This is a genomic window from Dyella japonica, from assembly GCF_040545895.1.
Classification (GTDB): Bacteria; Pseudomonadota; Gammaproteobacteria; order Xanthomonadales; family Rhodanobacteraceae; genus Dyella; species Dyella japonica_D.
Genome location: NZ_JBEPMU010000004.1, coordinates 276,763 through 294,233 on the forward strand (window position 1 = coordinate 276,763; position 17,471 = coordinate 294,233).

General features: G+C 63.2%; 15 protein-coding genes. 7 read left to right on the plus strand and 8 right to left on the minus strand.

Annotated features, from left to right (window positions below):
• Entirely contained in the window at positions 1 to 705 is a 705-nt protein-coding gene (locus tag ABIC75_RS14510) for a DUF3348 domain-containing protein (RefSeq protein ID WP_354014858.1), read from the minus strand.
• Positions 706 to 1,015: 310 nt separating this feature from the next.
• Between ABIC75_RS14510 and ABIC75_RS14515 the strand changes: the two genes are divergently transcribed.
• Both ABIC75_RS14515 and ABIC75_RS14520 read left to right on the plus strand, forming a co-directional pair.
• The gene (locus ABIC75_RS14515) at positions 1,016 to 1,645 is read left to right on the plus strand and encodes a class I SAM-dependent methyltransferase (RefSeq protein WP_354014590.1); all 630 of its coding nucleotides are present in this window, start codon (positions 1,016 to 1,018) and stop codon (positions 1,643 to 1,645) included.
• 1 nt (position 1,646) lies between these two features.
• Positions 1,647 to 2,570: a flavin reductase gene (locus ABIC75_RS14520; RefSeq protein ID WP_354014591.1), complete on the plus strand. Its 924-nt coding sequence runs from the start codon at positions 1,647 to 1,649 to the stop codon at positions 2,568 to 2,570.
• A 77-nt stretch (positions 2,571 to 2,647) separates the two neighbouring features.
• On the opposite strand, the gene ABIC75_RS14525 is transcribed toward ABIC75_RS14520, so the two are convergent.
• The 4 genes from ABIC75_RS14525 to ABIC75_RS14540 all read right to left on the minus strand — a co-directional run bounded on the left by ABIC75_RS14525 (position 2,648) and on the right by ABIC75_RS14540 (position 6,413).
• Complete coding sequence (locus tag ABIC75_RS14525; RefSeq protein WP_354014592.1) at positions 2,648 to 4,750, minus strand: TonB-dependent siderophore receptor; 2,103 nt, start codon at positions 4,748 to 4,750, stop codon at positions 2,648 to 2,650.
• Positions 4,751 to 4,903: 153 nt separating this feature from the next.
• Positions 4,904 to 5,698, minus strand: coding sequence for an SGNH/GDSL hydrolase family protein (locus ABIC75_RS14530; protein ID WP_354014593.1), 795 nt, complete (start codon positions 5,696 to 5,698; stop codon positions 4,904 to 4,906).
• A gap of 92 nt (positions 5,699 to 5,790) precedes the next feature.
• Complete coding sequence (locus tag ABIC75_RS14535; RefSeq protein WP_354014594.1) at positions 5,791 to 6,123, minus strand: hypothetical protein; 333 nt, start codon at positions 6,121 to 6,123, stop codon at positions 5,791 to 5,793.
• A 146-nt stretch (positions 6,124 to 6,269) separates the two neighbouring features.
• Positions 6,270 to 6,413: a hypothetical protein gene (locus ABIC75_RS14540; protein ID WP_354014595.1), complete on the minus strand. Its 144-nt coding sequence runs from the start codon at positions 6,411 to 6,413 to the stop codon at positions 6,270 to 6,272.
• 197 nt (positions 6,414 to 6,610) lie between these two features.
• Here ABIC75_RS14540 and ABIC75_RS14545 point away from each other — a divergent pair, with 197 nt between their 5' ends.
• Positions 6,611 to 6,862 (plus strand): hypothetical protein, encoded by a 252-nt coding sequence (locus tag ABIC75_RS14545; RefSeq protein ID WP_354014596.1) that lies wholly within the window; start codon positions 6,611 to 6,613, stop codon positions 6,860 to 6,862.
• A gap of 3 nt (positions 6,863 to 6,865) precedes the next feature.
• On the opposite strand, the gene ABIC75_RS14550 is transcribed toward ABIC75_RS14545, so the two are convergent.
• Positions 6,866 to 7,696: a helix-turn-helix transcriptional regulator gene (locus ABIC75_RS14550; RefSeq protein WP_354014597.1), complete on the minus strand. Its 831-nt coding sequence runs from the start codon at positions 7,694 to 7,696 to the stop codon at positions 6,866 to 6,868.
• A 164-nt stretch (positions 7,697 to 7,860) separates the two neighbouring features.
• Here ABIC75_RS14550 and ABIC75_RS14555 point away from each other — a divergent pair, with 164 nt between their 5' ends.
• Positions 7,861 to 8,739, plus strand: a complete 879-nt coding sequence (locus ABIC75_RS14555; protein WP_354014598.1) for an isocitrate lyase/PEP mutase family protein — start codon at positions 7,861 to 7,863, stop codon at positions 8,737 to 8,739.
• A 111-nt stretch (positions 8,740 to 8,850) separates the two neighbouring features.
• Here ABIC75_RS14555 and ABIC75_RS14560 read toward each other — a convergent pair whose 3' ends face one another.
• On the minus strand, positions 8,851 to 9,138 hold the full coding sequence (locus tag ABIC75_RS14560) for a hypothetical protein (RefSeq protein WP_354014599.1): 288 nt from the start codon (positions 9,136 to 9,138) through the stop codon (positions 8,851 to 8,853).
• Positions 9,139 to 9,368: 230 nt separating this feature from the next.
• Here ABIC75_RS14560 and ABIC75_RS14565 point away from each other — a divergent pair, with 230 nt between their 5' ends.
• A complete protein-coding gene (locus ABIC75_RS14565) occupies positions 9,369 to 10,643 on the plus strand; it encodes an MFS transporter (protein ID WP_354014600.1) in 1,275 nt (424 codons plus the stop codon).
• Between the two features lie 172 nt (positions 10,644 to 10,815).
• On the opposite strand, the gene ABIC75_RS14570 is transcribed toward ABIC75_RS14565, so the two are convergent.
• Complete coding sequence (locus ABIC75_RS14570; protein ID WP_354014601.1) at positions 10,816 to 13,707, minus strand: TonB-dependent receptor plug domain-containing protein; 2,892 nt, start codon at positions 13,705 to 13,707, stop codon at positions 10,816 to 10,818.
• A gap of 603 nt (positions 13,708 to 14,310) precedes the next feature.
• On the opposite strand from ABIC75_RS14570, the gene ABIC75_RS14575 reads away from it, so the two are divergent.
• Positions 14,311 to 16,269 carry a M61 family metallopeptidase gene (locus tag ABIC75_RS14575; protein ID WP_354014602.1) on the plus strand — a complete coding sequence of 653 codons (1,959 nt, stop codon included), beginning with the start codon at positions 14,311 to 14,313 and terminating at the stop codon, positions 16,267 to 16,269.
• Between the two features lie 174 nt (positions 16,270 to 16,443).
• The gene (locus tag ABIC75_RS14580; RefSeq protein ID WP_354014603.1) at positions 16,444 to 17,424 is read left to right on the plus strand and encodes a fatty acid desaturase; all 981 of its coding nucleotides are present in this window, start codon (positions 16,444 to 16,446) and stop codon (positions 17,422 to 17,424) included.
• The last annotated feature ends 47 nt before the right edge of the window (positions 17,425 to 17,471 follow it).

Consider the following 17,471-nt stretch of genomic DNA (forward strand, 5'->3'; position numbering starts at 1 on the left):
TTAGCTGGTGCGAAGCGCTGCGAGCAGGCCTTCGACCGGTTGAAAACGAACGTCCAGTTCGGCGAGCAACACGCTCTGCATGTCCCTGCGAAATACGTCCAGCCATGCGCCAGGCGTGGCCGCCGGCGCGTTCTCTTCGGCCTGTGCATCGGCCTGTGTCTTGCGCTCGGTCTCGCGCAAGCGTTCGAAATGTTCCTCCAGCACGCGCGGCACGCTGGCCAGCAGCATCTGCTCGCGCGGGCTGAGGGCGCGCTCCATCACCGCGTCCACGGCTGCCAGCTGGGCCATCTCGGCGTTCTTCTGCGCGAGCATGTCGCGCAGGCGACCGCGCAGGTGGCCGGTGGTGGCCAGCATCTTTCGCTGCAGGGCGAGGTAGCGTTGGCGGAACAGGGTGTAATCGCCCGTCTCGCGCGCGTCGCTTTCCTCGGTGAAGGCCCGGTCGCCAGCGATGGAGAGGGCCAGCGAACTGCGCGTGCGGGCGCACTCGTCTTCCTCGGCACTGCCAAAGCGTGGCGCGCTGCCATCGGGCGCGTGCGTGCCGTCGAGCGCCGTGGATAGCGCCACCGCGTGCGTCCAGTCCAGCCAGTGGCTCAGCCGGTCCGACAGCGATTGTTTGGATGGGGCAACGTCAACGTCCGTCAGGCGTGCAAGCAAGCGAATGAACGTCGGGCCACGGACTGTCGTCCAATGAGGTGCTGGCACGATTACGACTGGTCAAAAAACGGTCATTTTACACGCTAACGGCGTGGAGGCGCCTGTTTGGCGCTGGCCGCTGGCGGGCGATCAGGCGGCGTTCCGGTGGTTTGTGAGCCCGATCGGGCACCCGCCTTGTCTTCACGGCATCTCACGGGCGCCTGGACGCGGGCACGAACAACTTTCCGCTGCTGGCCCGGCACTCACGGAAAGCCGGAGCCTTTCATGCGACTGAAGGTCTGGGGAAACCCGCCGCCACGGACCTGACCAGCGCTCGAGCCAGGCTTCGGACCACCGACGAACCGCCAGGGTAGAGGAAGACGTGCATACCGGAGAGCAGTACCACCAGTTCATGTTGGCCTCGCCGCGCAATCAGCTCGTGCGCGATCGCTTTCAGGACATGGCGCTCAACCTGCTGCCACCGGGCGCGAGCGTGCTCGATTTCGGCGCGGGCACCGGCATCGACGCGAAGACGTACGCCGCCAACGGCCACCCCACGTTCGTGTATGAGCCTTCGGAAGACCAGTCCGGCTATCTCGCGCTGCACTGTCGCGAGGAGATCGAGCGCAAGGCCATCGCCACCGTGACCTCGTCGCTGGCGTGCAGGGTGCACGCGGTGACGGCGAACTTTGCCGTGTTCAACCACATTCCGGACCAGGCGGGGCTTTTTAACGACCTCGCGCGCGTGGTGCAGCCGGGCGGCTTCGTGCTGGCGAGCATGCTCAACCCGTATTACCTCGGCGACGCCCGCTACCGCTGGTGGCGCGCGAACCTGCTGAATCTGCTGCGCCGTGGCCATTACGGCATCGAGAGCGAGAGCCGCATCCATCGCTTTACGCCGGGTTTCGTGGCTCGCGCCGCGGCACCGCATTTCCAACTGGAGCGCGTGACGCCGCGCGGACTGGGCATGGCCACCCAGCTGTATCTTTTCCTGCTGTTGCGGCGACGCTGACATGTGGAAGGACTGGATCAGGCCGTTGGTACGCCCGTTGCCGCAATGGTCGACGATTGCCGTGGCGCCATCGCAACAATCCGTCGAGGCCACCTTGCATGGGGAAGACGGCTCGGCGGATGTCACCGCAGATCACACCGTGGCGTCGCTCAAGCCCTTGGTGATCGCCACCAGCATCGATGCCGGTTCGCGGGCGGTGCTCGAATACAGCGACCGCATCACCGGTCATCGCCTCGGCGCGCTGAAACTGGCGAAGACCACGCAGATCGACATCGACGGAACATCGCTCACGCTCTATCGCGTCGAGGCGGGCGACCATCGCTGCCTGGGCTGGCCGCATCGGCCATGGAATACGTGGCTGCAGAACCGCCTCATGCGAAAGAATCCTTCATCGCAACACGCATTGATGGCGCCCCAGTCGGTGCAGCAGCTGATGATTGCCTATCTGTGCCCGCGCCCCGTGGTGCTGGTGTCGGTGCAGACGGAGCACCACCAGAACATTTTCCCGATGGACCTGATCGGTCCACTGAAACGCAGCGGCTTCTATTCGCTGGCGCTGCGCAGCACGAACGTCTCCGCGCCCTTCATGCGTGAAAGCCGACGCGTGGCGTTGTCGAGCGTGCCGGCGTCGATGAAGGCCGTTGTCTACAAGCTCAGCGCGCATCACCGGCAGCCGCTGGAAGATTGGAACACGGTTCCGTTTCCCGTGCGACCGTCGCGCGAATTTGGCATTCCCACCGTCGCCGAGGCGTTGCGCGTTCACGAGTTGAGCATCGTGCATAGCCAGGAGATCGGCTCGCACATATTCTTCGTGACCCGCATCGCCTCCGGCGAAGATCTGTGCGAGGGCATGCAGCTGCATCACACGCCGGCCTATTACCAGGCGTATCGGCGACGGCAGCAGATGGCGTTTGCCGAGGTCTAGCGTTGCACTGAATGCATCAAGGAAGCGCCGGCCAACCGATGCGGTGGGCGGCGCTTCGTGCGCATGGCTTTCGCCGCTTACCAGCGATAGCGCGCCGACACGGTGATCTCGCGCGGGTAGCCGTAATAGCACCAGATGGCGCTGTTGCAGGCGCTGACGTATTCGCGATCGAACAGGTTGGCCGCCGTCACCTGGAAGCGCCAGCGCTCCACGTCGTAGTGCGCATTGGCATCGAACAGCGTGTAGCCGCCGGTGCGGAATTGGTTGAAGGCGTCGCCGTAGTGCTCGCCGATGAATCGCACGCCGCCGCCGAAACCCAGTCCCGCCAGCACGCCTTCGTGCACGCTGTAATCGGCCGACAGCGACGCCTGCTGCTTGGGCACCAGGGCCACCTGCTTGCCCAGCGTGGCATCGTTGGCATGGGTGACCTTCGCATCGGTGTACGCATAGGCTGCCGTCATGCTGAGGCTGTCGGTCACCGCCACGTTTGCTTCGAGTTCGGCGCCGCGCGTGCGCGTCTGGCCTTGCTGCAGCGAGAAGAACAGGTGGTTCGGGTCGACCGTGAGCGCGTTCTTCTGTGTGAGCTGGTACACCGCCGCGGTGATCAGCGAGCGGCCGTCCGGCGTCTGGTACTTCAGGCCACCTTCGTACTGGTCGCCGGTGATGGGCTTGAAGGCACTGCCGTCGAACGTGGTGCCTACCGTGGTCTTGAACGAATGCGAATACGCGACGTACGGCACCAGGCCGATGTCGGTGGCGTAGTTCACGCCGAGGCGGCCGGAGAACGCGTTGTCGTTCTGCTTGTCGCGCGTGTTCGCGATCAAGTCCTTCACGTCGTTGCTGACCCAGTCCTCGCGACCGCTGGCGACGATTCCCCATTTGCCGATGTTGATCTGGTCCTGCACGTAGGCGCCCAGCTGTTCGAGCAGGCTGTTGGTGTGGAACGTGTACGGCGCCGGCGGAATCGGCTGGCCGTAGACAGGATTGAAGATATCGATAGTGGGTGCGGAGCCGAAGCCCGACTTGTAGTCGTTGTGGCTGTGCAGGTAATCCACGCCCATCAGCACGTTGTGCTGCACGCTGCCCTGGTCGAATTTCGCCTCGACCTGGTTGTCCACGGCGAACACGTTGGCGTGGTCCACCAACGGATAGTTGTAGCGATTGAGCGTGCGCAGGTCGTCCTGCAGGCCCAGGCTGCCGATGGAGCGATGGTCCACCTTCTCGTTCTGCAGGCGCAGATCCTGGCGGAACGACCACACCTCGTTGAAGCGATGCGTGAAGGCGTAGCCGATCGACTCGTCGGTCTTCCAATAGTGGTCGTAACCTGGCTCGCCTGGATTCACGTCGCGCGGAATCTGGCCGTTGGGGTTGGGATACAGCGTGCCCTGCGAAGGCAAGAAGCCGCCGACGCCATCGGACAAGGTGCGCTGGTAACGCGGCAGCAGGGTGAACGAGGTGTTGTCGTCGGGTTGCCAGGTCAGGCTGGGTGCGAAGTAGTAACGATCGTCCTTCGAATGCTTGATGTTGGAATCGCCCTGACGCGCCAGCGCCACCACGCGCCACAGCCAATGACCGTCGTTGTCGAGTTGGCCGCCGGTGTCGCCCGCCAGTTGCTTCTGGCCGAAGCTGCCTACGGTCGCCTCGATTTCGTGCGGTGCATCCAGGCTGGGGCGTTTGCTGGTCATGTCGATCATGCCGCCAGGCGGCAGCTGGCCGTACATCGCCGAGGACGGACCCTTGTTCACCTCGATGCGTTCCAGCCCATAAGGTTCGATGCGCGAATCGGCTGTCCAATCGCCGTTGGGCAGTGCCAGGCCGTCGAGGAACTTGGCGGGGTCGTAGCCGCGGATCAGGATCCAGTCGCTGCGCGGATCGGCACCGTAGCTGCCGCCCACCGCGCCAGCGAGATAGCGCACGGCTTCATCGAGCCCCTGCACGCCGTAGAGCGACATGCGATCGGGCGTGATCGTGCTCACCGACTGCGGAATCGCCACCACCGGCGTTTCGGTCTTGGTGGTGGAGTAGACGACGTTCACGGCTTCGAGCGTCTTCTTCTCGTCCGCGCTGGCGACTTTGGTGGAGGTGGTGCTGGCGACGGTCTGGTCATCGGCGCGGGCCGTACCGAGCAGGGCAAACGAGATCGCGGCCAGAAGCGCAGTTCTGGAGAAAGCAGCGGACATGACGAGGAGGCCCTTGAGAATCGTGGTCGCGCTCGCCCACGGCGGCGCGGTTCGCCCGAGGCGAATGACGCAATGATAATGATTCTTATTTGTAGATCAACTTCCTGGATCAGGAAGCTGCGACCGGACGCCCGGGCCGGCACCCGTTACAAGTCAGGGCGCAGGGCCAAGGGCCTGCTGGATGGCCGCTTCCGCCAATGGCTCCATCACGGCGTAGCCCTGACGCGTCGGGTGCACACCGTCGCTTGCCAGGCCCGGCTTCATGGCGCCTTCGGGCGTGGCCGTGGCGCTGTAGTAGTCGACATAGGTGAAGCCGTTGCGCGCGGCGTAGTCCTGCATCCAGTGATTCAACGCCCCGATGATGGGAACCGGTTGCAGTTCGGGCCGCCACGGAAAATGCCCGGCGGGCGGGACGCTGGCCAGAATCACCCGGATGCCATGGGCCCGTGCCAGCTCGGCCATGGAGGCAATGTTCCCTTCCACCTGCTGCAACGTGGACGGGCCGGTGTTGCCCGCCACGTCGTTGGTGCCGGCCATGATATGCACGGCCTGCGGGTGCAGATCGATCACGTCCTGGCGAAAGCGCAGCAACATCTGCGCGCTGGTCTGGCCGCTGATGCCGCGATCCACCTTGCCTTGGGTGAAGAACGCCGCGTGCTGCCTACCCCAGAACTCGGTGATCGAGTCACCCATGAAGACAACGCGCGGTGGCGTACTGCCCGGTTTCATCAGCTCGGCGTTCTGCACGCGGTATTGGCACAGCTTGCCGAAGTCGCGCGCGAAGATATACGCATTCCATTGCCCCGATGGCAGCTGCTCTGGCGTCTTCTCGCTGGCGCACGGGTCGGCAACGATGCCGGTGGCGTCGTCCTGCGCGATGGTCGGGCCGGCAGCTGCGCCGAGCAGGGCCACCAACGCGATGAGATGGATGATGCGCGTGACATGCATGCGTGCCTTCCTCGATGCGGGTGTGAAGAGAGCGACATGGCCGCGGCCGATCGCTCCATCATCGGGCCATGTTACGAGACGCACCTGCGGCGTCACAAATCTGCATGCACGCCCACAAACGCACTGCGCGTTTCGCCCACCAGGGCACCCGCGCCATGGGCCGCCACGAAATAACGCCGGTTGGTAAGGTTGCGAAGATTCACGTCCACACCCCACACCGACGCCTGATAGCCCAGCAGGCCGTTCCACACCACCGAGGAAGGAATACTGTTGGCATTGGTGAGATCGCTGTAGCTCTTGTCCTGACAGTTCACGCCGCCGCCAATGCGAAAACCGGTGATGCCCGCGATGGGAAAGCGATAAGCGGTCCACAGGTTGCCGAGGAAGCTCGACGCACCCAGCCTGTCACTGAGAATCACGTTCATTTGATTTGCGCTGCGAGTACCCGCGGAGTCACCAATGGTGTAATCGCAAATACCTGCGTTTTCTCGGAATTTTCCCGGAAATAGGCCGCGACGTTGCCCGGCGCTGCTGCTCGCAAGAGCCGGGAACGCCGCCAAGGGAACAAAGCTCAGCCGCTGGCCTTCGCCTGTGCTTCGCGCAGCTTGTCCGCGCACTCCTGGCAACACACTTCCACCACGCGGTGGCCTATGGTGACCTGGATGGCGTTGTCATCCAGCGGGTAATCGCACGCGGCGCAGGTCTTCTCACTCATGGCATGTCTCCTGATGTCACCCGACGGTGGGCAGGTTCAGGAGACCACGCACTCGCATGCATGCGCTGTCGAATTCTTTAGTCGTCGATGGCAGGCAAACCGCAGAACCGCCGCGATGCAAATTTAGGATTCCTCTGATAGTTGCAGCCACATGCGATTCCTAAGCTGCACAGCGTCCCATTCGTGCAGGCTTTACCATGGAATTCATCGAGAAGAACGTGTATTACGACGATGCACGCCACGAGCGCGCATTTCGTGGATGGGCGCGCGCTGGCGGCATCCTGTTCGCCGTAGTCACGCTGCTTTCCATGGCGTATTCGGCCGACTGGAAGCTCGGCATGATGGTGATCGATCCGCTCGTATGGATGATGGCGCTGGTGGCGCTGGCGTCAGGACTGGTCTCGGGTTACGCATTCGGCGTGCGTCTGCATGCCAGCCAGGGCGACTGACCGCTACGCCTGGCGGGATGCCTGGCGAAACTCGGTAGGCGAGCGGCCATAGGTCTGGCGAAACGCGTTGGCAAAATGGCTGTGGCTGGAGAAGCCCAGCTCCGCCGCGAGTGCGGAAAGATCCTCCACCTTCGCCAGCAAATCGAGCGCGCGCGCCAGGCGCAACTGCAGCTGGTAGCGATAGAGCGGCACGCCCTCCACCTGCTTGAACACCTGCGTGAGATACACCGGCGAGCTGCCGATCTCCTTGCCGATCTCGGCCAGCGTCCAGCGGCGCGACAGGTCGCTGGCCAGCACCATCTTCACGCGGTCGGCGAGCCGACGCCGCGCATGCGTGGAACCTGGCGTACGCGAGGTGCGCGGGCCCAGGCTTCGGCACACCAGGGTGAGCGTGAGCGCCTCGGCTTCCAGCGGTTCGATGCTGCCGTGCTCGAGGTTGTGGCGCAGCAAGGCCACCAGCGCTTGCGCACGTGCATCGATGCGCTGCGACTGTGCGCGGAAGATCGTGCCTTCACCGGCGTGAAACAGCGCCTTGGGCGCCAGTTCGGCAAGCAGCGCATTGGAAAGGCTCAACGACAGACACGCGTCGCCACCCTCCAGCGGATGACTCACCTGATAACCCTGCTCCGCATTGAAGAACAGCACATGGTTGGCGTCGGCCACGGTCTGGTCGGACGCGACATGGCGCAGATAAAACCCGCGATAGGGAAACACCAGCTGGGTCGAAGCGGCGCATTCTTCCGTGCTGCGATGGCGGCAGGTGCCAGTGCAGTGCACGTCGCGCAGCGTCAACGTTTCCGTCGACAGCAAAACCTGGCTGGTGAAACTCGACATGGTCGGGCCGACACCGCTGATCCTGAGACAGGCATCGAGCATAGCAAGGGTTGACGCATGCAGCCCGTGTCGGCGAGCGGGTAGCTAAAGATTCTGACAGCGGCTCAGCGTTGCAAGTGGTCTCCTTGACTGGCCCGGAGTGCGGGCGTCCAGAGATCCACCCCATGAGCCACGAACAGTCCGCCCGCGCGCAGGCCTTCCACCAGTTGCATGCCGGTATCGAGCCGCTGGTATTGCCGAACGCCTGGGATGCCGCCAGCGCGCGTGTCATCGAGAGCGCCGGCGCCCCGGCCATCGCCACCAGCAGCGCCGCCATGGCGTGGACGCTGGGCTACCCCGATGGCGAGCAGATGACGCTGGACGATCTGCTCACCTCCTGCCGCCGCATCGCCGATGCCGTCTCCGTGCCGCTCACCGTGGACATCGAACGCGGTTATGGCAGCGACGCCGAGGACACCGCTGGACTGGTGGGTGCCCTGCTGCAGTTGGGCGTGGTGGGTATCAATATCGAGGACGGCAAGGATCCGGTCACGGGCCGACTCGCCGGCGCGAGCGTGCTCGCGCACCGCATCGCCTGCATCCGTGCGGTCGCGGACCATCGCGGCGTGCCGTTGTTCATCAATGCGCGCACCGATACCTATCTCACGGCGGGTCTCGCGGGCGAGCCGCGTTTCGAGGAAACACGCAAGCGCGCCCTGGCCTATGTGGAAGCCGGTGCGAATGGCATCTTTGTTCCCGGCCTTGCGGACGCCGATGAAATCCGGCGTCTCGCTGCGTTGCTGCCGGTGCCGCTGAACATCTACGTGGGCTATCCGGGCGCACCGGATGCGGCGACCTTGCGTGACCTGGGCGTGCGTCGCATCAGCCTGGGCTGCGGCACCATGCAGGCGGTGCTCGCGCATCTCGCACGCATCGCCAACGAAGCACTGAACGAAGGCCGCTTCGACACCATGGGCGATCACATGCTGTCGGTGGGCGAGGCAAATGGATTGTTCGCGCCTTCCTCGCCGCGCGTGTTTCGCGAGGCGCGTCGCTCGGCGTGAACCCCGCTTCATCCCGGTGCATTGCTCGCTCGCGGCGCCCGCTTCAACACTCGTTCAAGGCAGACACCCGCTGTCGACCAGCGGGTGTCTTACTTTGCGCCGTCCATCGATTTACCAGCGGTTGCGATTGGCAGCATCGGCGGCCAGGCGAAGTTCCTCGTCGGCCTGGGTCAGCAGTGCCTTGGCGCGGGCGGCGTGGCCGCCGAGACGGTCATCGTTGTCGATCTGCGCGTCGCTCACCAGCTGCCAGGCCTGCACGATGTTCTGCTGTGCATTGCGCAGGTTGCCGTGGCGATAGCCGATGTCCACGACCGGTCCGCCGTCTTGCGCCATGGTGGCGAAGGGCAGGGCGACCGCGGCGGCCAGAACGATACCCGTGATGATGGCTTTGATGTTCATGACATGTCTCCGGAAAGCGTGGGTTGGTGTCGTCATGCAGAGAGGTTCAGTGCATGGGAGACATCGTCCTCCGATGGCGGCGCGGCTTCTTTCCGATATGCATGGCCTTTTCCAAATGCCACGACGGGTCGCGGCGGACGGCTTGCTGATATGGTTCCCGCCATGGGTCGGTGCGGGATGGGGCTGCGCGAGCACCGCAGGGGATGTGATGACGCGGGCGTGGAGGCTTGATGAAGGCGGTTGAACAACGCGTTGTACCGATGACCCGTGCCTCGATGGTGATTGCCGGTCTTTCCACGGTGGTGGAGTGGTACGACTTCACGCTCTATCTCTACTTCGCCACCGTACTGTCGCGCGTGTTCTTCGGCGGTGGCGGCAACTCGCTGCTCGCCACGCTTGCGGGCTTCGCCATCTCCTATGCGATGCGCCCGTTGGGTGCGCTGGTGTTTGGCATCATTGGCGACAAGCTGGGCCGACGCCACACTTTGCTGCTGTCCATGGCATTGATGACGGCGGCCATGCTGATCACTGCGTTGCTGCCCGACTATCAGCGCATCGGTACGGCAGCCGGCTACCTGTTGCTGGTGATGCGCTGCCTGATGGCGTTCTCCGTGGGCGGCGAATACACCGGCGTCGTTGCCTATCTGCTCGAAGGCGCCGCCAAGAACCATCGCGGCCTAGTGACGTCGCTGGCCTCCGCCGCGAGCGAAATCGGCGCACTGTTGGCGGTAGGCGTGTCGGCGCTCACGGTGGGATTGCTGAGTCATCAAAGCCTTGATGCCTGGGGCTGGCGCATTCCGTTCTTCGTCGGTGCCGCGCTCGCAGCAAGCATCTGGGTTGCGCGCTCGACCATGCAGGAGTCGCCCGATTTTCGACGACAGCAGGCGCGCGGCACGGTGCCCGCATCGCCGGTGCGCAACACCCTTGCGCATCATCGCGTGGCGATATGGCGTACTTTTGCGATCTCGGCGCTGGGTTCCATCACGTACTACGTGGGCATTACCTATGTGCCGGTGTTTCTCAGTTCCACCGGAACGATGGGCGAGGGTGAATCGCTCACGTTGTCCACCATCGCGGCCTTGGCCGTCATCCTCGTCACGCCGTGGGTGGGAACCTTGTCCGATCGTGTCGGACGCAAACCGGTGCTGGCGGTGCTCGCCGTGCTGTGCGCCGTGTTGCCATCGACCATGTTTGCGCTGATGGCGCACGGTTCGTTGGCACAGATCGTCGCCGGTGCCGTGGTGCTTGCCTGCGTGGCGGGCGGCGTGAGTGCCGTGGGTGCACCCGCAACGGCCGAACAGTTTCCTGGCGAGGGCAGGTTGAGCGGGTTGGCGTTGGGTGTGACGGTGGCCACGGCGATCTTCGGTGGTGTGAGTCCGTTTCTCGCCGAGCTCTTGATCAAGGTGACCGGTTGGGCCGCCGTGCCCGGCGTGATGATCGCGGTGATCGCGCTGGCGGTGCTGCCCGTGTTCCTGACGATGCCGGAGACGCGCCCGAAGGCGTGACGCGCGGTTCGTGTCTCATCATCGCGTCTCGTTGGCCTCTTGACGCACGCTCGCAGCATTTTCGGCATGACGGGATCGCTTCATCCCAATAAAAAAGCCGGAGCCCCTTGCGGAGCCCCGGCAACGTGTTGCGGGGAGGGTGTTGCCTCTTACGTGTTGCTGCTTGGAACGCTTAGAACTGCTGGTTGTACTGCAGGTAGATGTAACGACCCAGGTCCAGCGTCGGATCGACCGAGCCCGACGAGTTGTAGCCCAGCACGTAGGCGTTGACAGTGTTCGGCGGATGCTTGTCGAAGATGTCACGCATACCGAAGGCGATGGTGCCCTTCCACGGCAGGGTGTAACGGACCTGCGCGTCGTTGAACACGGTGGCGCCCATGCGGTTGGCACCGGTGCCGTAGCCCCAGTTCACGCTGGTGTAGTTGGGCATGTTGCAGTGGATGGTGTCGCTGAAGCACTGGTCCAGGAACGCGCCGTAGTAGCGGATGCCCCAGGTAGCGCCCCAGTTGCCGAGGCTCCAATCCAGGCCCAGGTTGGCGCGCCAGTGGTTGTAGCCGTACTGGCCGGCGTAGTTGATGACCGGCGCGTCGTTGGTGCTGGCCTGGTTCCAGTCGTCCAGGTAGTTCACGTTGGCGTTGAACACGAACTTGCCGAACGAGAAGGCAGGCAGACGGTAGTTCACGCCCAGGTTGTAGCCGGTGGTTTCGATCCAGCCCAGGTTGGCGTTACCGCGGTGCAGGTTGATCACCTGGCCGTTGGCATCACGCTGGAACGCCGAGCAGAACTCCTGCACCGAGTACTGATAGCACTGGTCCAGCACGTAGTTGGCATCGATCGCCGTGATGACGTTGGTGATCTTGATGTCGTAGTAGTCCAGCGTCATGTCCAGGCCGTCAACGTAGTGCGGGCTGTACACGAGGCCGAGCGTGCGGGTGGTGCTGTGTTCCGGCTGCAGGAACTGGTTGCCGGCGCCGGTGACGAACGGCGTGGTGCCCTGCTGGTTCGGGCCCTTGATGGGGGCGCCGGCGGTGTCGAGCTGGCGGAAGTTGGTGGGCGACAGGCCCGCAGCCGCACAGTTCTTCGCCACCGTCGGGTTGCTGAGGCTGCCGAACTGGACGTCGCAGGGGTCGGTGTACTGGTCGAAGGTCTGCGAACCGCCACCGAACAAGTCACCCAGCGTCGGCGCGCGGAAGCCCTTGGCGAACGTGCCGCGCACCATCATGTCGTCGAACGGCGACCAGGTGAAGCTGTACTTGTTGTTGGTGGTGCTGCCGAAGTTGCTGTAGTGCGAGTAGCGGCTGGCGACGTCCAGGGCCAGCGACTTGGCACCCGGCAGATCCTTCAACAGCGGCGCATTGAGCTCGAGGTACGCTTCGTTGGTCGTGTACGAGCCCGTGGTCGGACCGGCGGCAAGGTCGGTGGTGTAACCGGCACTGGCCATTTCATCCGGCTGGTCGTAACCGCTGACGTTGCGGTGTTCGATACCGGCTGCAATGCTGAAGGTACCGGCCGGCAGCTCGAACAAGCCGCCCGTGATGTTGGCGGTGAAGTCCTTGTTGATGCTCTGGTCGGTCGCGTGCTCGCGCGCCATGATGTAGTTCAGCGCTTCCTTGGTCGACGCGCTCGGGCCGCCAAGAATGTTGAACGGCACGCACTGGTTCAGCGCGATCGGGTTGGCGGCGGTACCGCACTGCACGATGCCCTGGCCGTTGAGGAACGACGGTCCCAGCGCCTGCTGCAGGTTCAGCAGGTTGATGTTGCCGGTGTTGGTGGTGTCGACGTCGTACTTGTTGTAGCCGAAGCCAGCATCCCAGTTCCACGGATGGCTAAGGAAGTCGAAGCTACCTTCAAAGCCGGCATCGAAATGCAGCGACTTGGCGCTCTCGCTGCTCACGCGCGGCAGCTCGGTGATGCGGCGAGCGAACGACAGGTCGTTACCCGGCAGCGGGTTGTAGTAGCTCTCGCCGCTCAGGTAGACCGGGAAGTTCGGCTGGCTGGTGCTGGTGAGCGGATAGCCGGCGACTTGGGTCGAGGAGTTGCGCTCGGCGTACATGCCGGTGGCCTTGAAGGTCACGTTGTCGCTGAGGTTGTAGCTGCCTTCAGTGAAGATGGACTTCAGCTCGGTCGGCAGCTGTTCCATCATCTGGTTGGTGGCGTTGAAGTAATCGTTGTCCTGAACGCCGACATGGTAGTTGTTGATGTCGCGCGAATCGGCGCCCACGCCAATGTTGTTCGGGTCGCCCGTGTGGTTGAGCACATAGGTCTTGCCGCCATTGGTGAAGCGGCCCCAGGGACCGGTACCGCTATAGCCGGCAGTGTTGTCGAAATCACCGTAGGTGTACTTGGTGAAGTCGCGATCCTTCGCCCAGATGGCGCTGGTCTTGTTGTAGGTCGCGGCAAACACCAGCGAGGCCTTGTCCGTGGTGGTGCCCACCGTGAACGAGTAGGCCTGCTGCGTGCCGTCGTTGTTTCCGCCTTCGTTCTGGCCGACCGAACCGCTCACGGCAGCGCCGTTGAAGCGATCCTTGAGGATGATGTTGACCACGCCCGCGATGGCGTCGGAGCCATAGATCGACGACGCACCGTCCTTGAGGATTTCGATACGGTCGATCAGCGCCACCGGAATGGTGGAAACGTCGGTGTAGCCATTGAGGCTGGTCATCCAGCGCTTGCCGTTCACCAGCACCAGCGTGCGGTTCTCGCCGAGGTTGTACAGGTTGACGTACTGGCCGCCTTCCTCGGTGTTGCTGGTCAGCACGGCCGCCTTGGAGAAGGTCGGCTGGCCGGTGATGGTGAGGTTCTGCAGGATGTCACCGACGTTGGTCAGGCCGGTCTTCTGGATATCGGCCTGCGACAGGGTGATGACGGGCTGTGCCGTTTCCACGTCCACGCTGCGGATGCGCGAACCGGTCACGGTGATGGTTTCGAGCTTCTTGGCCGAATCCGGATTGGCAGCGGTGCTGCTGTTGTCCTGGGCGAAAGCGGTACCTGCGGCGGCCAGTGCACCCACGGCCAGACCCAACCGGATAGCGGTCGCCAGTTTGCTGTTTCCAAAATACTTCACGTTTGACTCCCCTTACGACGTGTAGATGAAGTGGCAAGCCAGGCGTCGTCCTGGCTTTGCTTAGGCGCGCAGGTCCCCGCGGCGCTGTCCGTAGACAGTTCCGTAAGCCTCTGAAAGGAGCAGGAAATTGCGGGTCCCCCCTGCCGCCCGTCATCGAACTTAGACAACGACATCACAGAAAGTCAACATTTTTTGTAAGTCACGTGTAAGTTTCAGGAAAAACAAATGCTTGGGCATTTGCTGCCTTGACGGCTTACCCGGCAGGAGCCGTGGAAAGCGTCTTTCCAATCGTTCCGTGACCACTGATTGACAGCAAAAAAAGGTTGTTGGGGACGATCGAATCGAAAGAAGGCGCGATCGGCAGCCCTGCCAATGGCTCGAAGAGTCCATGCAACGGCTGCAGCAAGCCCGTGCCTCTAAAGGCCGTGATGTCGACGAACCGAGTGGACGAACGTCGCTCCCTTATCCCTTCGTGGCGGCGAGGGTCGGACGAGCATCCGGGGATCTCGTTGCGGGACGCCGAACCAACGCATGGCCCTGGTGGCGCGGTGCGTGGGTGGTGCTAAGTTGCGCCATCTTCCACTCGCTCAATCGGAGCCCTACATGTCCCGCGCCTTCCCCGTTGTGTCCGCGGTTGCTTCGCGTCTCGGTTTTTCGCGTCTTGCCCTGGCCGTCGCGATGGCGCTCGGTGCGGGTACGGCGCTGGCCGAGCAGACGCGCACCGACGATGTACCTGCACCGCAGGACACGAAGTACCCGGGCACCGTGACCATCCACGTCGATGCGAGCGACACGACGCAGGGCATTTTCCGCGTGCACGAAACAATGCCGGTCAAGGCAGGCGCGTTGACGCTGCTTTATCCGCAATGGATTCCCGGTGACCACTCGCCGACAGGCCCCATCAATATGCTCGCGGGTCTCAAGGTCACCGCCAACGGCAAGCCCATTGCGTGGAAGCGTGACAAATACAACGTGTTTGCCTTCCACCTCGACGTGCCCGAGGGCGTGTCGTCGGTCGACGTGGATTTCCAGTACCTCTCCGGCCGCACCGACAGCGAAGGTTTCGACATCACCGACCGCATGATGGACATGGAATGGAGCAAGGTGTCGCTCTATCCCGCCGGCTACTTCACGCGTGGCATCACCTATGCGGCCAGCGTGACGCTGCCGCGCGGCTGGGAATTGGGTACGGCACTGGAGACGGCATCGAAGTCGGGCGACACCGTCACCTTCAAGCCGGTGACGTTCAACAACCTGGTCGATTCGCCCATCTACGCCGGCCAGTACTTCAAGCGCGTCGACTTGACCCCGGCGGGTGGCGCGCCGGTGTATCTCGATGTATTCGCCGATGCCCCGAAGTACCTGGAGATGTCGCAGGAGCAGGTGAACGTGCATCGCGCGCTGGTGACGCAGGCGGTCAAATTGTTCGGCTCGCATCACTACGATCACTACGACTTCCTGTTCTCGTTGTCGGACACCATGGGCGGCAACGGCACCGAGCATCATCAGTCCAGCGAAGACGGACTCGATGCCGATTACTTCACCGGATGGAAAGACGCCGCGCCCGACCGCGATTTGCTGGCGCATGAGTACGCCCACTCGTGGAACGGCAAGTTCCGTCGCCCCGACGACCTGTGGACGCCCAACTTCAACGTGCCCATGGGCGATTCGCTGCTGTGGGTGTACGAAGGCCAGACCCAGTACTGGGGTTACGTGCTCACCGCGCGTGCCGGCATGTGGTCGGCGCAGCAATTCCGCGACGCGCTGGCCATGACTGCCGCCAACTACGAACGCAACCGCGTGGGCTTCCAGTGGCGCACGCTGGAAGACACTACCAACGACCCCACCATCGCAAGGCGCTCCAGCCTGCCGTATCGCAGCTGGCAGATGAGCGAGGAGTACTACAGCGGCGGCCAGATGATGTGGCTGGAAGTGGATGCCAAGCTGCGTGCCCTCACCGGTGATCGCAAATCGCTGGACGATTTCGCGCGCGCCTTCTTCGGCGTCGACAACGGCAGTTATGTCACCAAGACCTATACGTTCGACGACGTGGTCGCGGCGCTCAACGGTGTGGCCCCGTACGACTGGGCCGGCTTCCTGCACGCCCACGTGGATGTGCTCAATCCGCCCCTGCAGGACGGCCTGGCCGCCACCGGCTGGAAACTCGTCTATACCGACAAGGAAAGCGATTTCGAGGCGCAGTACAACAGCCGCGCGCAGCCCGCTCGCCACTTGTACAACTTCACCTGGTCCATTGGCTTGACCATGAACGACAAGGGCCAGGTCAACGACGTGCGCTGGAACGGCCCTGCCTTCAAGGCCGGCGTCACCACTGGCGCCACCCTCGTCGCCGTGAATGGCCAGGACTATTCCAAGGACGTGCTGAAGGATGCCATTGCTGCCGCGAAGACCAGCAAAGCACCGATCCAATTGCTGATGAAATACCAGGGCGCCTTCCGCAACGTCGCCGTGGACTATCACGACGGTCTGCAATACCCGCACCTCGTGCGCATCGATGGCAAGCCCGATTATCTCAGCGAGATCATTGCACCGCGGAAGTAATGTCTCCTGCGCGAGACGGTATCGCGGCGGCGCCGGAACGGGCCGTCGCGAGGAGAAAGTGACCGTTCAAGGGGATGGTCGATAAAGCGTGGCTGTATGCGCCGCAGGTCGACCACTGAATGTCAGAGGCATCTCCAGCATAGGTGGCAACCATGCCGCTCATAAGGGGAAAAGATGGACCTGCAGGCAGCAGTAGGGACGGATGACACTCAAACGGCAGCGGCGCGTGGAACGACCCGCCGTGTTCCCATCGCGCTTCGCGTCAACCTGGCGCTGCTTGGACTTGTCGCGACCGCCGTACTGATGCAGCTCGCCGTGTGGCCCTTTCTGCTGCGGCAATGGGGCGCGTCCGCATTGTGGATGGCGGTGCCTTTGGTGCTGCTGACCCCGATGCATTGGGGGCTGATCCATGAATCCATTCACGGACATCTGGTGCCCCAGCGTCGACTCAACGAATGGCTAGGGCGGGCTTTGGCCATCGCCTTCGTGTTGCCGTATGACGCCGTTCGTTTCGGTCACTTGATGCATCACCGTTTTACGCGCGAAGCCTACGATCGGCCCGACGTGCATGATGGCGTGACGCATCCGCTACTGGCTCGCCTCGGCTATTACATGCATTTGCTGGGTGGCTTCTATTTGTCGGAACTGGCACTGCCACTGCTCGCCTTCCTGCCCACCGACTGGGTGGGCAGGCTCATTGCCCGCAAACTGCACAGCGAAGAGCCGATCGCTCGCGATGTCCAGCGCTTGTTCGTGGGTTTCGCGCGGAACGCGGAACGGCGCTCGCGTACGCGGCGCGACTGGATGCTGTCGATCGCGATTCATGCCGGGGCGTTCTATCTCTACGGGGTGTGGTGGCCTGTGCTCGCGATCACGATGTTCCTGCGCGGCGTGTGGATCTCGCTGGCGGACAACCTGCCGCACTATGACGTCGCGCTCGACGAAGAGGGGCGGGCACGCAACTTTCGTGCGCCCGCCATCTGGCAGCCCGTATTGATGAATCATCATCTCCATCGCCTGCATCACCAGCATCCGACCATGCCGTGGACGGCACTTCCATCGCTGGCAAGCGTCGATGCCGAAGCGCCCGATGCACGTGCCGGTTATTTCAGCGCAGCGTTCCGGCAGTTTCGCGGGTTTGGCAAGCTGCATTGACGAAGGCATAGCTGATGCCACCATGCTTCGCGGGCAATCTCCATAAC

Excerpts from the sequence above, each read along its gene's own strand:
- ABIC75_RS14520 (WP_354014591.1), top strand. The coding sequence starts at position 1,647 with ATGTGGAAGGACTGGATCAGGCCGTTGGTACGCCCGTTGCCGCAATGG.
- ABIC75_RS14525 (WP_354014592.1), bottom strand. The coding sequence starts at position 4,750 with ATGTCCGCTGCTTTCTCCAGAACTGCGCTTCTGGCCGCGATCTCGTTT.
- ABIC75_RS14530 (WP_354014593.1), bottom strand. The coding sequence starts at position 5,698 with ATGCATGTCACGCGCATCATCCATCTCATCGCGTTGGTGGCCCTGCTC.
- ABIC75_RS14535 (WP_354014594.1), bottom strand. The coding sequence starts at position 6,123 with ATGAACGTGATTCTCAGTGACAGGCTGGGTGCGTCGAGCTTCCTCGGC.
- ABIC75_RS14540 (WP_354014595.1), bottom strand. The coding sequence starts at position 6,413 with ATGAGTGAGAAGACCTGCGCCGCGTGCGATTACCCGCTGGATGACAAC.
- ABIC75_RS14545 (WP_354014596.1), top strand. The coding sequence starts at position 6,611 with ATGGAATTCATCGAGAAGAACGTGTATTACGACGATGCACGCCACGAG.
- ABIC75_RS14550 (WP_354014597.1), bottom strand. The coding sequence starts at position 7,696 with ATGTCGAGTTTCACCAGCCAGGTTTTGCTGTCGACGGAAACGTTGACG.
- ABIC75_RS14555 (WP_354014598.1), top strand. The coding sequence starts at position 7,861 with ATGAGCCACGAACAGTCCGCCCGCGCGCAGGCCTTCCACCAGTTGCAT.
- ABIC75_RS14560 (WP_354014599.1), bottom strand. The coding sequence starts at position 9,138 with ATGAACATCAAAGCCATCATCACGGGTATCGTTCTGGCCGCCGCGGTC.
- ABIC75_RS14565 (WP_354014600.1), top strand. The coding sequence starts at position 9,369 with ATGAAGGCGGTTGAACAACGCGTTGTACCGATGACCCGTGCCTCGATG.
- ABIC75_RS14575 (WP_354014602.1), top strand. The coding sequence starts at position 14,311 with ATGTCCCGCGCCTTCCCCGTTGTGTCCGCGGTTGCTTCGCGTCTCGGT.
- ABIC75_RS14580 (WP_354014603.1), top strand. The coding sequence starts at position 16,444 with ATGGACCTGCAGGCAGCAGTAGGGACGGATGACACTCAAACGGCAGCG.